This window comes from Mesorhizobium sp. LSHC412B00, assembly GCF_000503035.1.
GTDB lineage: Bacteria > Pseudomonadota > Alphaproteobacteria > Rhizobiales > Rhizobiaceae > Mesorhizobium.
This window is the reverse complement of the sequence record NZ_AYWB01000004.1, coordinates 102,440-119,146: the sequence shown is the minus strand read 5'-3', so window position 1 is coordinate 119,146 and position 16,707 is coordinate 102,440. Positions and strand designations below refer to the sequence as shown.

General features: G+C 63.2%; 16 protein-coding genes. 7 read left to right on the top strand and 9 right to left on the bottom strand.

The genetic code is table 11. The features are described from left to right. Nucleotides 1-65 precede the first annotated feature (65 nt). Nucleotides 66-968, top strand: a complete 903-nt coding sequence (locus X757_RS155230) for a DMT family transporter (protein ID WP_023725829.1) — start codon at nucleotides 66-68, stop codon at nucleotides 966-968. 197 nt (nucleotides 969-1,165) lie between these two features. Beyond that, nucleotides 1,166-1,867, top strand: coding sequence for a sulfate transporter family protein (locus X757_RS155235; protein ID WP_023725828.1), 702 nt, complete (start codon nucleotides 1,166-1,168; stop codon nucleotides 1,865-1,867). Nucleotides 1,868-1,872: 5 nt separating this feature from the next. Here X757_RS155235 and X757_RS155240 read toward each other — a convergent pair whose 3' ends face one another. From X757_RS155240 to X757_RS155265, 6 genes are all read right to left on the bottom strand, one after another. Then, nucleotides 1,873-2,871 carry a proline racemase family protein gene (locus X757_RS155240; RefSeq protein ID WP_023725827.1) on the bottom strand — a complete coding sequence of 333 codons (999 nt, stop codon included), beginning with the start codon at nucleotides 2,869-2,871 and terminating at the stop codon, nucleotides 1,873-1,875. A 12-nt stretch (nucleotides 2,872-2,883) separates the two neighbouring features. Beyond that, entirely contained in the window at nucleotides 2,884-3,687 is an 804-nt protein-coding gene (locus X757_RS155245) for an oxaloacetate decarboxylase (protein WP_023672876.1), read from the bottom strand. 76 nt (nucleotides 3,688-3,763) lie between these two features. Next, nucleotides 3,764-4,582 (bottom strand): hypothetical protein, encoded by an 819-nt coding sequence (locus X757_RS155250; RefSeq protein ID WP_245275046.1) that lies wholly within the window; start codon nucleotides 4,580-4,582, stop codon nucleotides 3,764-3,766. Nucleotides 4,583-4,758: 176 nt separating this feature from the next. Next, a complete protein-coding gene (locus X757_RS155255) occupies nucleotides 4,759-5,418 on the bottom strand; it encodes an HAD family phosphatase (protein WP_023725825.1) in 660 nt (219 codons plus the stop codon). Nucleotide 5,419: 1 nt separating this feature from the next. Further along, complete coding sequence (dut, locus tag X757_RS155260) at nucleotides 5,420-5,905, bottom strand: dUTP diphosphatase (RefSeq protein WP_023725824.1); 486 nt, start codon at nucleotides 5,903-5,905, stop codon at nucleotides 5,420-5,422. An 85-nt stretch (nucleotides 5,906-5,990) separates the two neighbouring features. Further along, nucleotides 5,991-6,461 carry an Lrp/AsnC family transcriptional regulator gene (locus tag X757_RS155265; protein ID WP_023690042.1) on the bottom strand — a complete coding sequence of 157 codons (471 nt, stop codon included), beginning with the start codon at nucleotides 6,459-6,461 and terminating at the stop codon, nucleotides 5,991-5,993. A gap of 113 nt (nucleotides 6,462-6,574) precedes the next feature. Between X757_RS155265 and X757_RS155270 the strand changes: the two genes are divergently transcribed. The 3 genes from X757_RS155270 (at nucleotide 6,575) to X757_RS155280 (ending at nucleotide 9,314) form a co-directional block, all read left to right on the top strand. Further along, nucleotides 6,575-6,829 carry a DUF6356 family protein gene (locus X757_RS155270; protein ID WP_023685117.1) on the top strand — a complete coding sequence of 85 codons (255 nt, stop codon included), beginning with the start codon at nucleotides 6,575-6,577 and terminating at the stop codon, nucleotides 6,827-6,829. Between the two features lie 15 nt (nucleotides 6,830-6,844). Beyond that, nucleotides 6,845-7,639: a class II glutamine amidotransferase gene (locus tag X757_RS155275; protein ID WP_023685116.1), complete on the top strand. Its 795-nt coding sequence runs from the start codon at nucleotides 6,845-6,847 to the stop codon at nucleotides 7,637-7,639. Nucleotides 7,640-7,940: 301 nt separating this feature from the next. Continuing rightward, a complete protein-coding gene (locus X757_RS155280) occupies nucleotides 7,941-9,314 on the top strand; it encodes an amidase (RefSeq protein WP_023725823.1) in 1,374 nt (457 codons plus the stop codon). Here the strand turns inward: X757_RS155280 and X757_RS155285 are convergent. Continuing rightward, nucleotides 9,308-10,381 carry an FAD-binding oxidoreductase gene (locus tag X757_RS155285; protein WP_023672884.1) on the bottom strand — a complete coding sequence of 358 codons (1,074 nt, stop codon included), beginning with the start codon at nucleotides 10,379-10,381 and terminating at the stop codon, nucleotides 9,308-9,310. The two genes, X757_RS155280 and X757_RS155285, sit on opposite strands and share 7 nt — an antisense overlap. 138 nt (nucleotides 10,382-10,519) lie before the next feature. Between X757_RS155285 and X757_RS155290 the strand changes: the two genes are divergently transcribed. Then, the gene (locus X757_RS155290) at nucleotides 10,520-12,112 is read left to right on the top strand and encodes a peptide chain release factor 3 (protein WP_023685113.1); all 1,593 of its coding nucleotides are present in this window, start codon (nucleotides 10,520-10,522) and stop codon (nucleotides 12,110-12,112) included. A 177-nt stretch (nucleotides 12,113-12,289) separates the two neighbouring features. Here X757_RS155290 and X757_RS155295 read toward each other — a convergent pair whose 3' ends face one another. Then, the gene (locus X757_RS155295; RefSeq protein ID WP_023685112.1) at nucleotides 12,290-12,760 is read right to left on the bottom strand and encodes a VOC family protein; all 471 of its coding nucleotides are present in this window, start codon (nucleotides 12,758-12,760) and stop codon (nucleotides 12,290-12,292) included. Nucleotides 12,761-13,030: 270 nt separating this feature from the next. Here X757_RS155295 and ilvD point away from each other — a divergent pair, with 270 nt between their 5' ends. Further along, nucleotides 13,031-14,875 (top strand): dihydroxy-acid dehydratase, encoded by a 1,845-nt coding sequence (gene ilvD, locus X757_RS155300; protein WP_023725822.1) that lies wholly within the window; start codon nucleotides 13,031-13,033, stop codon nucleotides 14,873-14,875. 67 nt (nucleotides 14,876-14,942) lie between these two features. Here ilvD and X757_RS155305 read toward each other — a convergent pair whose 3' ends face one another. Further along, nucleotides 14,943-16,700, bottom strand: a complete 1,758-nt coding sequence (locus X757_RS155305) for an ABC transporter ATP-binding protein (protein ID WP_023698913.1) — start codon at nucleotides 16,698-16,700, stop codon at nucleotides 14,943-14,945. Nucleotides 16,701-16,707: the final 7 nt, after the last annotated feature.

Sequence of the window (16,707 nt, the reverse complement as noted above, 5' to 3'; positions counted from 1 at the left end):
CGAAGCATCTGACCGCCGGGTCGCCTACAAGCTTGGCCTCAGATCAAGCGCTGGAAGCACCCTGCATGCAAGCAAAGACCGACATGGCCACCGAACTGGCGCTGCTTGGCGTGCTGGCCGCCCTGTGGGGCGCGTCCTATACCTTCATCAAGATCGGTGTCGAGACGATCCCGCCGATAACCTTCATCGCTGCTCGCACCCTGATCGCCGGCGCCATCCTGCTCGCGCTGATCCGCTGGCGCGGCCTTTCCATGCCCAAGGACGGCGCGACCTTGTGGCGGTTCATGGTCCAGGCCTGCCTCAACAGCGTCGTGCCGTTCACGCTGATCGCCGCCGCCGAGCGCTCCATCGACGCCGGTCTGGCCACCATTCTGAACGCGACCTCGCCGATCTTCACCTTCCTGCTGACCGCGCTTATCATCCGCCACGAATCCGTGACCGCACGCAAGCTGTTCGGTGTCGGTGCCGGCATTGCCGGCATTTGCCTGATCGTCGGCACCCAGGCGCTTGGCGGGCTCGGCCATCAATTGTGGGCGCAACTTGCCGTCATTGCCGCCACGGTCTGCTATGCCGGCGCCGCCATCTTTGGCCGCGGCTTTAGGGGACTCGACCCGATGCTGCCGGCCGCCGGCTCGATGCTGTGCGGCGCAGTCATCCTCGTCCCCTTGAGCCTGGCCTTCGACCGCCCGTGGACCCTGTCGCCTTCAATGGCGTCGATACTGGCCTTGTTGGCATTGTCGGTGTTCTCCACGGCGCTGGCCTTCTGCATCTTTTTCCGCCTCATCCACACGCTTGGTTCGGTCGGCACGACGTCGCAGGCCTATCTGCGCGTGCCGATCGGCGTCGGAATCGGCGTCGTGTTCCTCGGCGAGAGCCTTGGGCCGACAGCTTTCTGGGGCATGGGCTGCGTCGTCGCCGGCGTTGCGGCGATGACCATCCCCGCCCGCTCCCGGGCGCTGGCGCGCTAGATCATGATGAGATTTGGTTGAAATCTCATCATGATCTAACCCTTTGTTGGAGCATGATCTTGTCCAAAAACCGGTACCCACTTTTTGGGATCATCCTCTAGTTCCCGTCCGGAATTGCGCCCGCTCCGGCAGGCTTGCGGCTGACAGGGTCTCCGCCTATGTCGGAGATATCCGTTTGTTCCTGGGGGTGAAACGCCGTGATCTCCAACGCTGCCCGCGCCGCCTTCAGCCGGCTGTTTTCTCCCGAATTCCGCGCGGTTTTCCTGAAGACGCTGGGCTTGACCGTCCTGGCGCTGGTCGCCTTGTGGTTCGTCTTGACCGGGCTTGTCGATTGGCTGGCCCTGCCATGGGTTCACTCCTTGCTGCCCGGCCTGCCGTCCTGGGCCGGATGGCTGAGCGGCATCATCGCTGCCATCGCGCTTGCCTTCGGGATGGCGCTGCTGATCGCGCCGGTGACGGCAATCGTGGCCGGCCTGTTTCTCGACGACATCGCCGAAGTGGTCGAGCGCACCGACTATCCGGCCGATCCCGTCGGACGCGCCATGCCGGCGCTGCGCTCGCTCGTGTTGTCGGTGAAATTCTTCGGCGTCGTCATCCTGGGCAACATCGTCGCCTTGCTCCTTCTGTTGGTTCCAGTCGTCAACATCGCCGCCTTCTTCATTGTCAACGGCTATCTGCTCGGACGTGAATTCTTCGAATTCGCCGCCATGCGCTTCCGCCCGGAAGATGAGGCGAGGGCGTTGCGCCGGAAATATGCCGGCACCGTCTTTCTGGCCGGGCTGCTCATCGCTGCCTTCCTCGCCGTGCCCCTGCTCAACCTGCTGACGCCGCTCTTTGCCGCCGCCATGATGGTGCATCTGCACAAGGCGGTCGGCGCGCGGGAGAGCGCCGGGCGATAGGCCTATCAACGCAGAAGAAAACCGCGTCCCAATTCGTCATCCGGCTCGACGGTGAATTCCGCCCGGCCCGAATAGTAGGCGCGGCCGCCGACGCGGGCGATGATCGCATCATGCGGGCCGGCCATGGTCGTGCGCGCCACCGCTCCGGAAAAGCGCGAGCCGGCGATGCTTTCGAAGGACCGCTCCTGACCAGGGTTGATTTCACCCTTGGCATGCATTGCCGCCAGCCGCGCGGTGACGCCGGAGCCGGTCGGCGAGCGGTCGACCTCGGCATCGGCAAAGACGCAGATGTTTTTCGTTGCCTCGCTGGAGAACGCATCTCGTCCATCGGTGAGGATGGTGCCGTAGAGGAAAGCGAGATCGGCATGGTCGGGATGCGATAGAGGGAACTCCGCCTTCAGCCGCTCGGTCAGCGCGGTTGCCGCGTCGACGAAATCGCGCACCCGGCTGCGGCCGAACTCCAGGCCGAATTGATGGCAGTCGGCCAGCGCGTAGAAGGCGCCGCCATAGGCGATGTCGAACGCAATCTTGCCGTATCCCGCCAATTCGATTTGTTGGTCATGGGCAAACAGAAAGGCCGGCACGCTTTCGAACGACACGGATCCCGCTTTGCCGTCCTTGACCTCCACCGAAGCGACGACCAAGCCGCACGGCGCCTCGATGTTGACCATGGTGATTGGCTCCTGTTTCGCCACCAGTCCTTCGTCGACGGCGTAGCGGCCAAGCGCGATGATGGCGTGGCCGCACATGGTGGAATAACCCTCATTGTGCATGAACAGCACGGCCAGGTCGGCGCCGGGCAGGTCGGGCTCCACCAGCAGCGCGCCATACATGTCGTAGTGGCCGCGCGGCTCGAAGATCAGCAGCTTGCGCAAATGGTCGAGGTGGTCGCGCACATAGGCGCGCTTTTCCAGGATCGTGCCTTTGGGAATGTCTGGATAGCCGTCGGTGACGATCCTGAGCGGCTCGCCGCCGGTGTGCATGTCGACGACGGTGAGCGTCATGCGCCGGGACCCCTAGCCTGAGGATTTGGAAAACAGCGCCTGCAATTTGCCGAACGGCATGGCGGCGCGGGTGAAGCCGAACGTGCCGTCCTGCTGGATCTCTCGCGCCGCGGTTTCCAGCATGCCGAAGGCGAAATTGGTCAGCCACGGCCCAAGCGAGATGCGCTTGACCCCGGCCATGGCGAGGTCGGCGATGGTGAAGGCCGGGAGTGCCATGACATTGACCGGCCTGCTCACTGCCGAGCAGACGTTCCGGATGGTCTCGACATCTTTGAGGCCCGGCGCATAGAGCACGTCGGCGCCGGCCTTTTCGAAGGCCTGCAGCCGCTTGATCGTGTCGTCGAGATCCGGTTTGCCCCAAAGGAAATTCTCGGCCCGCGCGGTGAAGACGAAATCATGCTTGAGCGCCCGTGCGGCTTCAGCAGCAGCTGCAACGCGCTCGACGGCGTGTGAAAACTCATAGATGGGCTTGTCGGGATCGCCGGTATGGTCCTCGATCGAGCAGCCGGCGAGACCTGCCGCTTCGGCCGCAAAAACCGTCTCGGCGGCACTCGTCGCGCTGTCGCCCTTGCCTTTCTCGAGATCGGCCGACACCGGCAGGCTGGTTGCCGCCGTCAGCTCGCGGCAATGGTGGATCATCGCCTCGAAGGTCACTGCGCCATCGGGCAGGCCGCGCGAGAAGGCAAAACCGGCGCTGGTGGTCGCCAGCGCCTTGAAACCGAAGGACGCCAGGAGCTTGGTCGTGCCAACATCCCAGGGGTTGGGCATGACGAAGGTCGAGGCGTGCAGGTCGCGAAAGATCTTGCCCTTGTCCATGAGTGCTCCCTTCAGATGCGAAATGCCGGCAGATTCTATCGTGCAGCAATGCACCGAGCAAACGAATGCGGTTGGCTCAGAAGCGTTTGGCGTTCTCTCCTGCCAATCTGTCCAGCGCATCGGAATCCTTGACATAGTGCAACGTTTTTTTGTCCCAATGATAGGTGACGGAAATTGCGTGGGCTTCAGGCTTGGGCGGCTGGTCGTCGCAGCTCTCGCCGTTGAGCACCGTGGCGTCGGTCACCGTCACTTTGACCGCGGCATAAGGCTGTCCGTCAGCGATCGTCTGGAAAGCAACGTCCTGCTTCCGGCTGTAGGCGCACAGGTCCTCATCGAAGGTGAAGATCATGTCGATCAGTTGGAATTTGTCGTCGCGCACCATGATCAGCGGCGTGATTGCGTAGTTTTGGCTTGAATTGAAATGCGCGCTCATGGTGATCACGATGTCGTCGTTCGGCCCAACGGAAAGCTTGCCCGGTTCACGGAAATAGGTGCCGCGGTCGAGCGCGACATTGACGGCGTCGAGCAGCTTCGGCTTGTCTGTGATGTCGTAGAGCGCCAGCACGGCATAGCCTTCGGCGCTGTCGGGAGAGTCGCCGAGGTCGTAGAGCATCGCCAGCCGGTCCTTGCCCCCGGCCTTGATGGCGAGCACGCCGGCGTTGGAGAGGCCCGATGTCTCAGGCGGCGAACCGCCGCCATCCGGTCCCTCGATGTGGCGCATCTCGATCGGCAATCCACCCCGGTAGAAACCGTTGCTGTTACCTGCGAGGCCGGGAATGACCATCCTTGCGAGGTCCAGATAGGTCACATCCATGTGGCCGGGGATGGCGCTGCCGAATTCCGGGAAGCTGACGGCTTGCGCGCCGGCTGCGGTCCAAAGCCACGGCAGCAGCACAAGCGCTAGAGCAATTTCAGGAAAAGTGTGTGCGGTTTTCCGGCCGGAAATTGCGACAAAACAAAAAGATAGAGCGGTTCGCCGTTTCCATGAAACGGTGAAACGCTTTAGGATGGAGCGAAGCAGGTTCGTTGGCATGGGTGCCTCAGGCTGGCCGCGCGGAACCTAACACAGCTTCAGTGGATCGGCACCAGCCCGGCAAGTTCGCGCATGTCGTCGAACAGGACGCCGCCAGCGCCGGCCAGGCCATCGCGGTCGGAATAGGGATCGCCATGATAGGAATAGACACGCATGCCCGCGGCAATGCCGGCCTGCGTGCCGGCAACGCTGTCCTCGATGACGATGCAGTCGGCCGGCGCAAAACCCATGGTCTTTGCCGCATGCAGGAACAGGTCCGGGAACGGCTTGCCGCGGCTGACCATGGTCGAAGAGAACATGGCATGCTCGAACAGCGGCAGTAGCCCGGTCTGGCCGAGCGTGATGTGCATCTTCGAGATACGCGCAGAAGTGGCGACGCAATAGGGAATGCCGGCCGCGCGAACCGCCTCGATGAAGTCGCGCACATAGGGGATCGCCTCGACGCCATGCGCAAACAGATCGGGCAGGCCGGCATTCCAGCGATCGACGAAATCGGCGCCGAGCCGCACCGTGGTCGTCTCTTCGATTTCCTTCTGCACAGAAGCCATGCTACGGCCGGAAAAATATTTGCGGCAATATTCGAATGTGGTGGGATAACCGGCGGCAACAAACCACTCGGCAAGCCGCCGGTTGGCAAGGTTCTCGGTGTCGACCAGGATGCCGTCGCAGTCGAAGATGACCAGTTTCGGTATGCTCATTTTAGGCGGTGCCGGTCGATCCGAACCCGCCCGCGCCGCGCGTCGTGGCGCCGGCCAGCGAGCGCTCCTCAACCGTCACCTGCGTCACCGCGGCAAAGACGAGCTGGGCAATGCGCATGCCGCGCGTCACCGCGAAATCCTCGTCGCCGAGGTTGACCAGCAGCACCTTAACCTCGCCGCGATAGTCGCTGTCGACCGTGCCTGGTGAATTGAGGACGGTCAGCCCATGCTTGAAGGCAAGGCCGGAGCGCGGCCGCACCTGGCCTTCCATTCCTTCGGGAATTTCCAGGATCAGACCCGTCGGCACCAAGGCGCGCTTGCCAGGCAGGATCAGCAGCGGCCGGTCTTCCGGCACCGCGGCGCGCAGATCCATGCCGGCGGCGCCGGTGCTTTCATAGGCGGGAAGAGGAAGTCCATCTCCATGCGGCAACCTGACGAAGCCGACAGTGGGACCAATGACGGAGGAATTTTGGAAGGCTGCGCGCATAAAATCGATCCTATCGGCGCGAACGGCGATTCGGTCAACTCGTCCGCAGGCCTATCAACGGCTTTCTTTCAGGCGTCAGTGTGACCTAGCGCAATTCCACCGGAACGACGGTCGTCTCCTTGATCTCCTCCATGACGAAGGAGGCCGAAACGTCCGACAGCGCCACCTTGGCGATCAGCCGCTGATAGAGCCGGTCATAGGCCTTCATGTCAGCGACGCGGGCGCGCAGCACGTAGTCGAGATCGCCGGACATGCGATAGACCCCGGTGATCTCGGGAAAACCGGTCACCGCCGCACGGAACTTCTGCAGCCAGTCCGGGTCATGATTGGAGGTGCGGATCAGGATGAACACCGAAAGTCCGAGCCCGAGCTTGTCGGCATCGACCAGCGCCACCCGTCCGGTGATGACGCCGTCCTCTTCCAGCCGCTTGACCCGGCGCCAGCAGGCGTTGCGCGACAGCGACACTTTTTCGGAGAGCTGATCGACCGATAGTGTGCCGTCGCGTTGCAGCTCGGCCAGCAATCTTCGGTCGATTTCATCAAATTCAAGCGCCATGTGGGATGAATGTCCCGAACCACGGCGTTAGACAAGGACAAATTGAGACCGATGAACCTTTACCCCGTGGCAGGATACCCACATCGGGGCTTATCCCGGCAGGAGGGATCACCATGACGACGCTGTTTTCGAAGCTGTTCACCTCTCACCCGGCCAAGGTGGGCGAGACCTATTTCAGCCATATGGCCTTTGCCGCCTGGTTCTGCTCGCGCCTCCTGATGGCCGCTGGTGCGGCACTCGTTCACGCTTTCTTGCCGTTTCTCTTCGAAACTACGGCAAGCCGAATCGTTCGCGAACTCTACGAGCGGACGCACAACAGAGGCTCGCACGCGGTCAAGGAGCCCCAGGCTCTCTTGGATCGCGCCTAGGATTGGTTAGAAGCCATGTGCCGATGGGCGGCCTATCTGGGTGAAGCGGTCTTCCTCGAAGACGTCGTCACCGCACCTTGCCACTCGCTGATCGCCCAGAGCCATTGCGCCCAGGAAGCCAAGTCGCCGACCAATGGCGACGGTTTCGGCCTTGCCTGGTATGGCGACCGGCCCGAGCCCGGCCTCTACCGCGACATCCTGCCGGCCTGGTCGGATCCCAATCTGAAAAGCCTGTGCCGGCAGATCAAATCCGGCCTGTTCCTCGCCCATGTCAGGGCGTCGACCGGCGGCGCCACCAGCCGCATGAACTGCCATCCCTTCATCTCCGGCAACTGGTCGTTCATGCACAACGGCCAGATCGGCGGCTTCGAAAAGATCCGCCGCGCGCTGGAGAACTCGCTCTCTGACGCCGTCTTCGACCAGCGCGAGGGCACCACCGATTCCGAATTGTTTTTCCTGCTGATGATCGACGAGGGTCTTGCTGGCGACCCGCAAGGGGCAGTATCGCGCGCCACCGCTCGGGTTCTGGAGGCGTCACGCCACGCCGGTCTCGAACCGGCCTTGAAACTCACTGCGGCCCTTTCGGATGGGCGCGCGCTCTATGCCGTGCGCTACGCAAGCGATGCCCACGCACCGACCCTGTACACGTCGCTCCGCAACGGCGGTCGTTGCATCGTGTCCGAACCCTTCGACCGCGAAGGCGGCGACTGGCAGGCGATCCCGCCGGCGAGTTTTGTCACGATCACTGGCGATGGGATGAGCATTCGGCCGTTCGTGCCGGCTGTGGCAAGGCTGGCACTGGTCGTCTAGGCCCTAGTCTAAGCCGCATTCCTTCGCGCCCCCCTCTGTCCTGCCGGACATCTCCCCCACGAGGGGGGAGATTGGAGGTCACGGCGGCCTTCGCCAATTTTCAACGCAGGAAAAGGGGCGCCGAAGCCAAAGCTGCCAATCTTCCCCCAAAGTGGGGGAGATGTCCGGCAGGACAGAGGGGGGCGCCGTAGAGCGCCAACCTCTACCGACCGGCAAGCGCAATTTTGATCAAGCGCCGATGATCTCCGAATGCTGAACTTGGTTTTAAACCGCGATACGTTTGGCAGCAGCCGGAGCAATCATGGACCTCGCCTTTTCCTCGACCATCGATCTCGCCGCCGCAATCGCGGCGCGAAAGATCTCCGCCGTCGAAGCTCTGGACGCCCATCTGACCCAAATCGACCGACACAGCGAGGCGGTCAACGCGGTCGTCAATCTCGATCGGGAAGGCGCCCGCGAGCGCGCGAAACAAGCCGACGCGGTGCAGGCGCGCGGCGATGCGCTCGGACCGCTGCATGGCGTGCCTTTCACGTTGAAGGACATGCACCAAACCGCTGATATGAAGACCACGGTTGGTTTCGCACCATTCGCCGACTATGTGGCAAAGGCAGACAGCCCGGTCGTCGCCCGATTGAAAGCCGCAGGCGGCATCCTGATTGGAAAGACCAATGTCGCGACGATGCTGGGCGACTGGCAATCGGACAATCCGCTGTTCGGTCGCACCAGCAATCCGTGGAACCGATCGCGCACGTCAGGCGGGTCCAGCGGTGGCGCAGCGGCAGCGGTGGCGACCGGCATGACGCCGTTCGATGTCGGCACCGACATGCAGGATTCGATCCGCCTGCCGTCGGCTTTTTGCGGCGTCTACGGGTTGAAACCGACCGAGCACCGCGTGTCCCTGGCCGGCGCCTTCCCCGATCCGAACGGCGCGGCGCGTAGCGTGCGGCTGATGTCCTGCCTCGGCCCGCTGGCGCGCAGCGTGGAGGATCTTGCGCTGATCTACAAAATCATCGCCGGCCCGGACGGAGCAGACACCGACCTCGCGCCGGTGCCCGTAGAGGCCATGCCCAGGCTCGACCTCAAGACATTGCGCATCGCCGTCGCGCCGTCCTTCCCCGGCTTTCCGGTGGCTGGTAAAATCGCTGCCGCGGTCGAAAGCCTGGCCAAGCGGTTGCAATCAGCAGGGGTGATTGTGGAAGAAGCGAACTTGCCTGAGATCGATCTGCATGACGATCTGGAGCAGGGCGGCGATCTGATCGGCATGATGCTGGAGGCAGCGCAGCCCGAACCGCCGGAGCAGCCAACGCCGATCACCAATTGGTTCGAGGCGCTCGCTCGCCGCGACCGCTCGATCCTGGCCTGGGACAGGTTCTTCGAAACCTGCGATGCCTTGCTGTGCCCGGTCGCCATGACCACGGCCTTCGCGCATTGTGAGCCCGGCACGCCGATCGAAGTCGACGGCAAGGAGCAAAGCTATTGGATGCTACCGGCCTATGGCGCGGTCTTCAATTATTCCGGCCATCCGGCACTCTCGCTGCCCTGCGGGCAAGACCGCGACGGCCTGCCTATCGGCCTGCAACTGGTCGGCAAGCGCTGGTCGGAATCGCGGCTGCTCGGCATCGCCAAGGCGATCGAAGCGCTGACCGGCGGCTTCAAGCGTCCGCCGGGCTACTGAGCAAACCGACCCAACCCATAAGGCGTCAGCAGCGGATCACGCTCGCCGTCGAGAATTTCGCGCGTGGCGAACAGCCCGACCGCGGGCGCCAGCGTTATGCCGGAATGCATGACGGCGACATAGAGACCTTCCGTGCCCTCGGCGCGGCCGATGATCGGAAAGCCGTCGATCGGCGTCGGCCGGTAGCCAACCGTGTGGAAATCGAATTCCAATTCGTCGGCGCCGCGCAAAGCCGCCTTCATTGCTGCAAACAGCTCGCGCGCCGTGGCGTCGGGATTCTCACCGGGATCGCTCCCCGCGAAATCCGAGCCGGCGATGATGCGGCCCTCCGCCGTCTGGCGCATATGCAGCTTTTCGGCATGCACCAGCCCGTTGAGGAGCTTCTTGTAGGGCTGCGAGTGGACGATCAGACCGGGCGGCGTCTCGATTGGCAGCTTGATGCCGGCGGTAGCGGCAATATCGGGCGCCCCGACACCGGCTGCGATCACCACCTCTTCGGCTGGCATCAGCCCATGCGATGTATCGACACCGGCAATCCTGCCATCGGTCTGGACAAGTGCGGTTACAGAACTGGAGAGAACGCGCGCACCTTGCCGTTCTGCGTGGGCCAGCAGCGCCTTGGCCGCTGCGACCGGTTCGGCCACGCCTTCCTCCGCGACATAGACAGCGAATTCCGGCGGCTCGACGAGATTGGGCTCGATTTGCGCTGCCCGCCCGGCGTCGACGCGTTCGATGCCGTAACCCCAGCAAGCGTGCTCAGCCGCGTAGGCTTCGAGCCTGTCGGCCGGCAGATCCCAGCACAGCCCGCCGCACCAGGCGAGCGGCAGGCCGGGCAGCTCGTTTGCCAGCCGCTTCCATTCGGCCATCGCACGGATGCGCAGCCGGAAATAGATTTCGGGATTGCCCCAGCTGGCGTTGATCCAGGCAAAGGAGTTTGGCGTGGCGACGCCGCCGGCACCACTATCGGAAATCACAGTCACCCGCGCCCCGGCCTTGGTCAGGTGCCAGGCTATGGACGCCCCGATAATGCCGGCGCCAATGACGATGACTTCTTTAGCGCTGCTCATACCGGACCTCTCAGAATGGGCTCCTCTGATGCCACCGTAACGATTCAAGCTCAAGTGTGGTCGGCCTGCCGGCCCGAAACTGTCGACAGGCCAGCAATGCGCTGCTAGAAGCCCGCGCCACAGACAGGATTCCAGAAATTGGCTGAAGACATCGAACAGGCGGTATCGCGCCGCCGCACTTTCGCGATCATCGCCCACCCCGACGCCGGAAAGACGACGCTCACCGAAAAGCTGCTGCTGTTCGGCGGCGCCATCCAGCTTGCCGGCGAGGTCAAGGCCAAGAAGGATCGCATCCAGACCCGGTCCGACTGGATGAAGATCGAGCGCGAGCGCGGCATTTCGGTCGTCACCTCGGTGATGACCTTCGAATATGAGGACAATGTCTTCAACCTGCTCGATACGCCCGGCCACGAGGATTTTGCCGACGACACCTACCGCACCCTGTCGGCGGTCGATAGCGCCGTCATGGTCATCGACGCCGCCAAGGGTATCGAGCCGCGCACGCTGAAACTGTTCGAAGTCTGCCGGCTGCGCGACATCCCGATCATCACCTTCATCAACAAGATGGACCGCGAAAGCCGCGACCCGTTCGAAATTCTCGACGAGATCGAGCAGAAGTTGGCGCTGGACACTGCCCCCATCACCTGGCCGATCGGCCGCGGCAAGACTTTTGCCGGCACCTACCACCTGGCGCTCAACGCTGTGCGCAGGGGCGATGCCGAGAAAGACCGCACGCCGGTCAACGGCCCCGACTCCAACCGCGTCGCCGGCCTGCTGCCGGAAAACGAGCGCGAGGCCTTCATCGAGGAGCTGGAGCTCGCGCGCGAAGCTTGCCGCCCGCTCGACATCGACGCCTTCCGCGAAGGCCATCTGACACCGGTCTATTTCGGCTCGGCGCTGCGCAATTACGGCGTGCGCGACCTGATCGAGGCGCTCGGCGCCTTCGGCCCGCCGCCGCGTGCGCAGGACGCAGACACCCGCAAGGTCGAGGCGACGGAGGAGAAGATGACGTCCTTCGTGTTCAAGATCCAGGCCAATATGGACCCCAACCATCGCGACCGCATCGCCTTCGTGCGCGTCTGTTCGGGCAAGCTCGAGCGCGGCATGAAGGCCAAGCTGGTGCGCACCGGCAAGCCGATGAGCCTGTCGGCGCCGCAGTTCTTCTTTGCCCGCACCCGCGTCACCGCCGACGAAGCGTTTGCCGGCGATGTCGTCGGCATTCCCAACCACGGCACGCTGCGTATCGGCGATACGCTGACCGAAGGCGAGGAGATACTGTTCCGCGGCGTACCCAACTTCGCGCCGGAAATCCTGCGCCGTGTGCGCCTCGGCGACGCGATGAAGGCGAAAAAACTCAAGGAAGCGCTGCACCAGATGGCCGAGGAAGGCGTCGTGCAGCTGTTTTCGCCGGAAGACGGCTCGCCGGCCATCGTCGGCGTTGTCGGCGCGCTGCAGCTCGACGTCTTGAAGGAAAGGCTGAATTTCGAATACACGCTGCCGGTCGAATTCGAAATGTCGCGCTTCTCGGTCTGCCGCTGGATCTCTGCCGACGACAAGGCCGAAACGCTTCGCTTCATTGAGGCGCATCGCGGCGACATCGCCCGCGATCTCGACAACGACCCGGTGTTTCTGGCCCAGAACGCCTTCTCGCTGAACTACGAAGCCGAACGCTGGAGGGCGATCCGCTTCGCCACCATCAAGGACTACCAGGTCCGCGACAAGGCGGCGTAAGGCGCCCCTTTTCCTTCTGCCCGCTTACGCGGAGAAGGTGCCCGAGGGCGGATGAGGGGCAGCGCCGACCTTGAAGGGTCAATTGGCTCCAACGCGCGCCGGCCGTTCGCGTGGCTCAGGGCGTTCGAAGCTCGAAAAGCAAAGCAATTGGCTTTTCGTCCGCTACGCGGTCGCTTCTCACCCCTTCGCAGCTTCCTCGATCTTGGCAATATCGATCTTGCTCATCTGCATCATCGCCGACATCACCCGCCCGGCCTTGGCCCGGTCCGGATCCAGAAGCAGGCGCGGCAGTTGCTCCGGCACGACTTGCCAGGAGACGCCGAACTTGTCCTTCAGCCAGCTGCATTGCGACGGTTCGCCGCCGCCTTCGATGAGCTTGTCCCAGAAATAGTCGACCTCTTCCTGCGTCTTGCAGTCGATCGACTGTGACATCGCCTCGTTGAACTTGAATTGCGGTCCGCCGTTCAGCGCCTGGAACTGCACGCCGTCGAGTTCGAACGTGGTTACCAGCGCCTTGCCGGCATCGGTATGGCCTTCGGGCCAACGCAGCACGCTCAGTACCTTCGAGTTCTTGAAGATGGAAACGTAGAAATTCATCGCCTCTTCGGCCTGGCCATCGAACCACAGGCAGGTGGTGATCTTTTGCATGTCATGCTCCTCGGGTGTTTGGTTGCGGTTACAGGTGAAGCGGCTGACTTATAGAAATGGTGCCATTCCCTTGCCGTCGTCCCAAGGACGGATGCCGGGCTAGCGATCCGACACTGGCCGGCAATCTTTTTCGAAACCCTGATTTCAGCGAGACTCTGGCGCATTGCAAAAATGTGGCCAGACCATACTTGCCGGTCTATAAACCCCGCGGTCCAAATTAAGCGCCGCCACGCTCCGCGTTGAGCGCAGCCAACCAGCCAAGGAACATTCATGCCGGCCTATCGCTCCCGCACTACCACCCACGGCCGCAACATGGCCGGCGCCCGCGGCCTGTGGCGCGCCACCGGCATGAAGGACTCGGATTTCGGCAAGCCGATCATCGCGGTGGTCAATTCCTTCACCCAGTTCGTGCCGGGTCATGTCCATCTCAAGGACCTTGGCCAGCTGGTGGCGCGCGAGATCGAGAAGGCCGGCGGTGTCGCCAAGGAATTCAACACCATCGCCGTCGATGACGGCATCGCCATGGGCCATGACGGCATGCTCTATTCGCTGCCGTCGCGCGAGCTGATCGCGGACTCGGTCGAATATATGGTCAACGCGCATTGCGCCGATGCCATGGTCTGCATCTCCAATTGCGACAAGATCACGCCCGGCATGCTGATGGCCTCCTTGCGCCTCAATATCCCAAGCGTCTTCGTCTCCGGGGGGCCGATGGAAGCCGGCAAGGTGGTGCTCGCCGGCAAGACACAAGCGCTCGACCTGGTCGACGCCATGGTTGCCGCCGCCGACGACAAGATCTCCGACGAGGACGTCAAGGTCATCGAACGCTCGGCCTGCCCGACCTGCGGCTCGTGCTCCGGCATGTTCACCGCCAATTCGATGAATTGCCTGACCGAGGCGCTCGGCCTGTCGCTACCCGGCAATGGCTCGACCCTCGCAACCCACGCCGACCGCAAGCGGCTGTTCGTCGAGGCCGGCCATCTCATCGTCGATCTCGCCCAGCGCTGCTACGAGCAGGATGATGAGTCGGCACTGCCGCGCAGCATCGCCTCCAAAGGCGCCTTCGAGAACGCCATGACGCTCGATATCGCCATGGGCGGCTCGACCAACACCGTGCTGCATATCCTGGCCGCCGCCCATGAGGGCGAGGTCGATTTCACCATGGAAGACATCGACCGGCTGTCACGCCGCGTTCCGGTGCTGTGCAAGGTCGCACCGGCCAAGTCCGACGTGCATATGGAAGACGTCCACCGCGCCGGCGGCATCATGGCGATCCTCGGCCAGCTCGACAATGCCGGGCTGCTCAACCGCAACCTGCCCACGGTGCATACGGCAAGCCTGGGCGAAGCGCTTGACCATTGGGACATCTCCCGCACCTCGAGCCAGAGCGTCCGCGACTTCTTTCTCGCCGCTCCGGGTGGCGTGCCGACACAGGTCGCCTTCAGCCAGGACCGCCGCTGGGACGAGCTCGACCTCGACCGCGAGAAGGGCGTCATCCGCTCAGCCGAGACGCCGTTCTCGAAAGACGGCGGCCTTGCCGTGCTGAAAGGCAATCTGGCGCTCGACGGCTGCATCGTGAAGACGGCCGGCGTTGACGAGTCGATCCTGAAGTTCACCGGCCCGGCCCGCGTGTTCGAAAGCCAGGACGCTTCCGTGAAGGCGATCCTGTCCAACGAAATCAAGGCCGGCGATGTCGTCGTCATCCGCTATGAAGGACCGCGCGGCGGTCCCGGCATGCAGGAAATGCTCTACCCCACGAGCTATCTAAAGTCGAAAGGCCTCGGCAAGGCCTGCGCGCTGGTCACCGACGGCCGCTTCTCCGGCGGCACATCAGGCCTGTCGATCGGCCATGCCTCGCCCGAAGCAGCGGAAGGCGGCACGATCGGACTGGTGCAGGAAGGCGATACGATCGAGATCGACATCCCCAACCGCACGATCCGGCTTGCTGTCAGCGACGCTGAACTCGACGCGCGCCGCGCGGCCATGGAGGCGAAGGGCGCCATGGCCTGGAAGCCCGAGGAAAAGCGCAAGCGCAAGGTGACGACCGCGCTGCGCGCTTACGCCGCCTTCGCCACCAGCGCCGACAAGGGCGCGGTGCGGCACGTACCGGAGTGAGGGGTGCGGCGCCGACCCCCACCCCGCTGCTGCGCAGCGACCCTCCCCACAAGGGGGAGGGTAAAGCTCACGGCATCAGCTGATATTCGTAAAGCTTCTGATACAGCCCGCCCTGGTTGAGCAGCGTGCGATGCGCGCCGCTTTCCACCACCTTGCCGGCCTCCAGCACCACGATCGTGTCGGCCTGGTGCACGGTCGACAGGCGGTGGGCAATGACGATGGTGGTGCGCCCGACCGTCAGCTGCTGCAGCGCGTCGCGGAAAAGCGCCTCGGATTCGGCGTCGAGCGCGCTGGTCGCCTCGTCGAGCAGCAGGATTTCGGCATTGCGCAGCATGGCGCGCGCGATCGAGATGCGCTGGCGCTGGCCGCCTGACAGCAGCGCGCCATTCTCGCCGACATCCGTGTCGTACCCTTTCGCCTGGGCGCTGATGAAGTCATGTGCATTGGCGGCCCTTGCGGCGGCCATTACTTCCTCGTCCGTGGCGCCCTCGCGCCCGAGCCTGATGTTGTGCATGATCGTGCCGGCAAACAGGAACGTGTCCTGGCTGACATAGGCGATCTTTTCCCTGACCGAGGTGAGCGTGGCACAAGAAATGTCCTGCCCGTCGAACATCACCCTGCCGACCTGCGGGTCGTACATGCGCATGATCAGGTTGAGGATGGTCGACTTGCCGCTGCCCGAGGGTCCGACCAGCGCCGTCATCTTGCCTGCGGCAAGCGTCAGGTCCAGTCCCTCGAACACCGGCGCGCTTTCGGGGTAGGCGAAGCTGACATTGTCGAAATGGATCTCGCCCGGCCCGGCCCGCAGCGGCTTTGCATCCGGCTTTTCGGCCAGCGTCAGCGGCCGGTCGGCGAGCTGGAACATCATGCGCACGCCGACAATGCCGGTTTCAAGCGAGATGCGTACGCGGGCCAGGCGCTTGGCCGGCTCATAGGCCAACAGCAGCGCCGCGATGAACGCCATGATGTTGCCCGGCATCTGACCGCCGCCGCCCAGAACCAGGAAGCCGCTGACAAAAACGGCGCCAGCGATGGCCAGCCCCGCAAGTGTTTCCATCACCGGGCTGGTGGCGGCCTCCAGCGTGGCGATGTTGTTGGCGCGGCTCTCCACGTCCGACACGGCCTTGTACATGCGCTTGCGCATGGCGCCTTCGAGGCCGAAGGATTTGACGACGCGCACGCCGATCGCCGTTTCCTGCATCACCTGCACGATCTGGCCGAGCGAACGGAATTCTTGCGAGGCAATTTTTCGGACGCGCTTCAGGATACGATTGACGCCGTAAATGGCGATCGGCCCGATCACCAGACAGATCAGGGACAGCGCCGGCTGCTGCCAGACCATCACACCCACCAGCGCAGCCAGCGTCACCAGGTCGCGAACATAGGACGTGACGATTTGGTCGAGCACGCTGCGCGCGGCCTGGGCATTGTTCGTCATGCGCGAAATCAGTTCGGACGAAGAGGTCGAATGATAGAATTCGATGCCTTGCGCAAGAATGCTGTCATAGATCTTGCGCTGCCGGTCGGCGATGATGGCATTGCCGACCCTGCTCATGAAGTAGGCCTGGATGAAGTTTGCGAAGCCCTTGAGAATGAAAATCGCTCCGGTCGCCGCCGCGATCAGATTGACCTGCCCAATCCGCTTGTAAACCACGAATTCATTGGTGATTTCGCGCAGCATATAGGCGCTGGCTGCTGTCGTTGCCGCCACCACCAGCATCGACAGAATGGCCGCAGCGTAGCCAAATCTATGCGCGTGAAAGGATTCCCGCAAAAGCCTTGCGATAAGGCGCTGGTTTTCCGTCGAACGGAAGAAGCGAAACAAATGGCCG

Excerpts from the sequence above, each read along its gene's own strand:
- X757_RS155230 (WP_023725829.1), top strand. The coding sequence starts at position 66 with ATGCAAGCAAAGACCGACATGGCCACCGAACTGGCGCTGCTTGGCGTG.
- X757_RS155240 (WP_023725827.1), bottom strand. The coding sequence starts at position 2,871 with ATGACGCTCACCGTCGTCGACATGCACACCGGCGGCGAGCCGCTCAGG.
- X757_RS155245 (WP_023672876.1), bottom strand. The coding sequence starts at position 3,687 with ATGGACAAGGGCAAGATCTTTCGCGACCTGCACGCCTCGACCTTCGTC.
- X757_RS155255 (WP_023725825.1), bottom strand. The coding sequence starts at position 5,418 with ATGAGCATACCGAAACTGGTCATCTTCGACTGCGACGGCATCCTGGTC.
- dut (WP_023725824.1), bottom strand. The coding sequence starts at position 5,905 with ATGCGCGCAGCCTTCCAAAATTCCTCCGTCATTGGTCCCACTGTCGGC.
- X757_RS155265 (WP_023690042.1), bottom strand. The coding sequence starts at position 6,461 with ATGGCGCTTGAATTTGATGAAATCGACCGAAGATTGCTGGCCGAGCTG.
- X757_RS155270 (WP_023685117.1), top strand. The coding sequence starts at position 6,575 with ATGACGACGCTGTTTTCGAAGCTGTTCACCTCTCACCCGGCCAAGGTG.
- X757_RS155275 (WP_023685116.1), top strand. The coding sequence starts at position 6,845 with ATGTGCCGATGGGCGGCCTATCTGGGTGAAGCGGTCTTCCTCGAAGAC.
- X757_RS155280 (WP_023725823.1), top strand. The coding sequence starts at position 7,941 with ATGGACCTCGCCTTTTCCTCGACCATCGATCTCGCCGCCGCAATCGCG.
- X757_RS155285 (WP_023672884.1), bottom strand. The coding sequence starts at position 10,381 with ATGAGCAGCGCTAAAGAAGTCATCGTCATTGGCGCCGGCATTATCGGG.
- X757_RS155295 (WP_023685112.1), bottom strand. The coding sequence starts at position 12,760 with ATGCAAAAGATCACCACCTGCCTGTGGTTCGATGGCCAGGCCGAAGAG.
- ilvD (WP_023725822.1), top strand. The coding sequence starts at position 13,031 with ATGCCGGCCTATCGCTCCCGCACTACCACCCACGGCCGCAACATGGCC.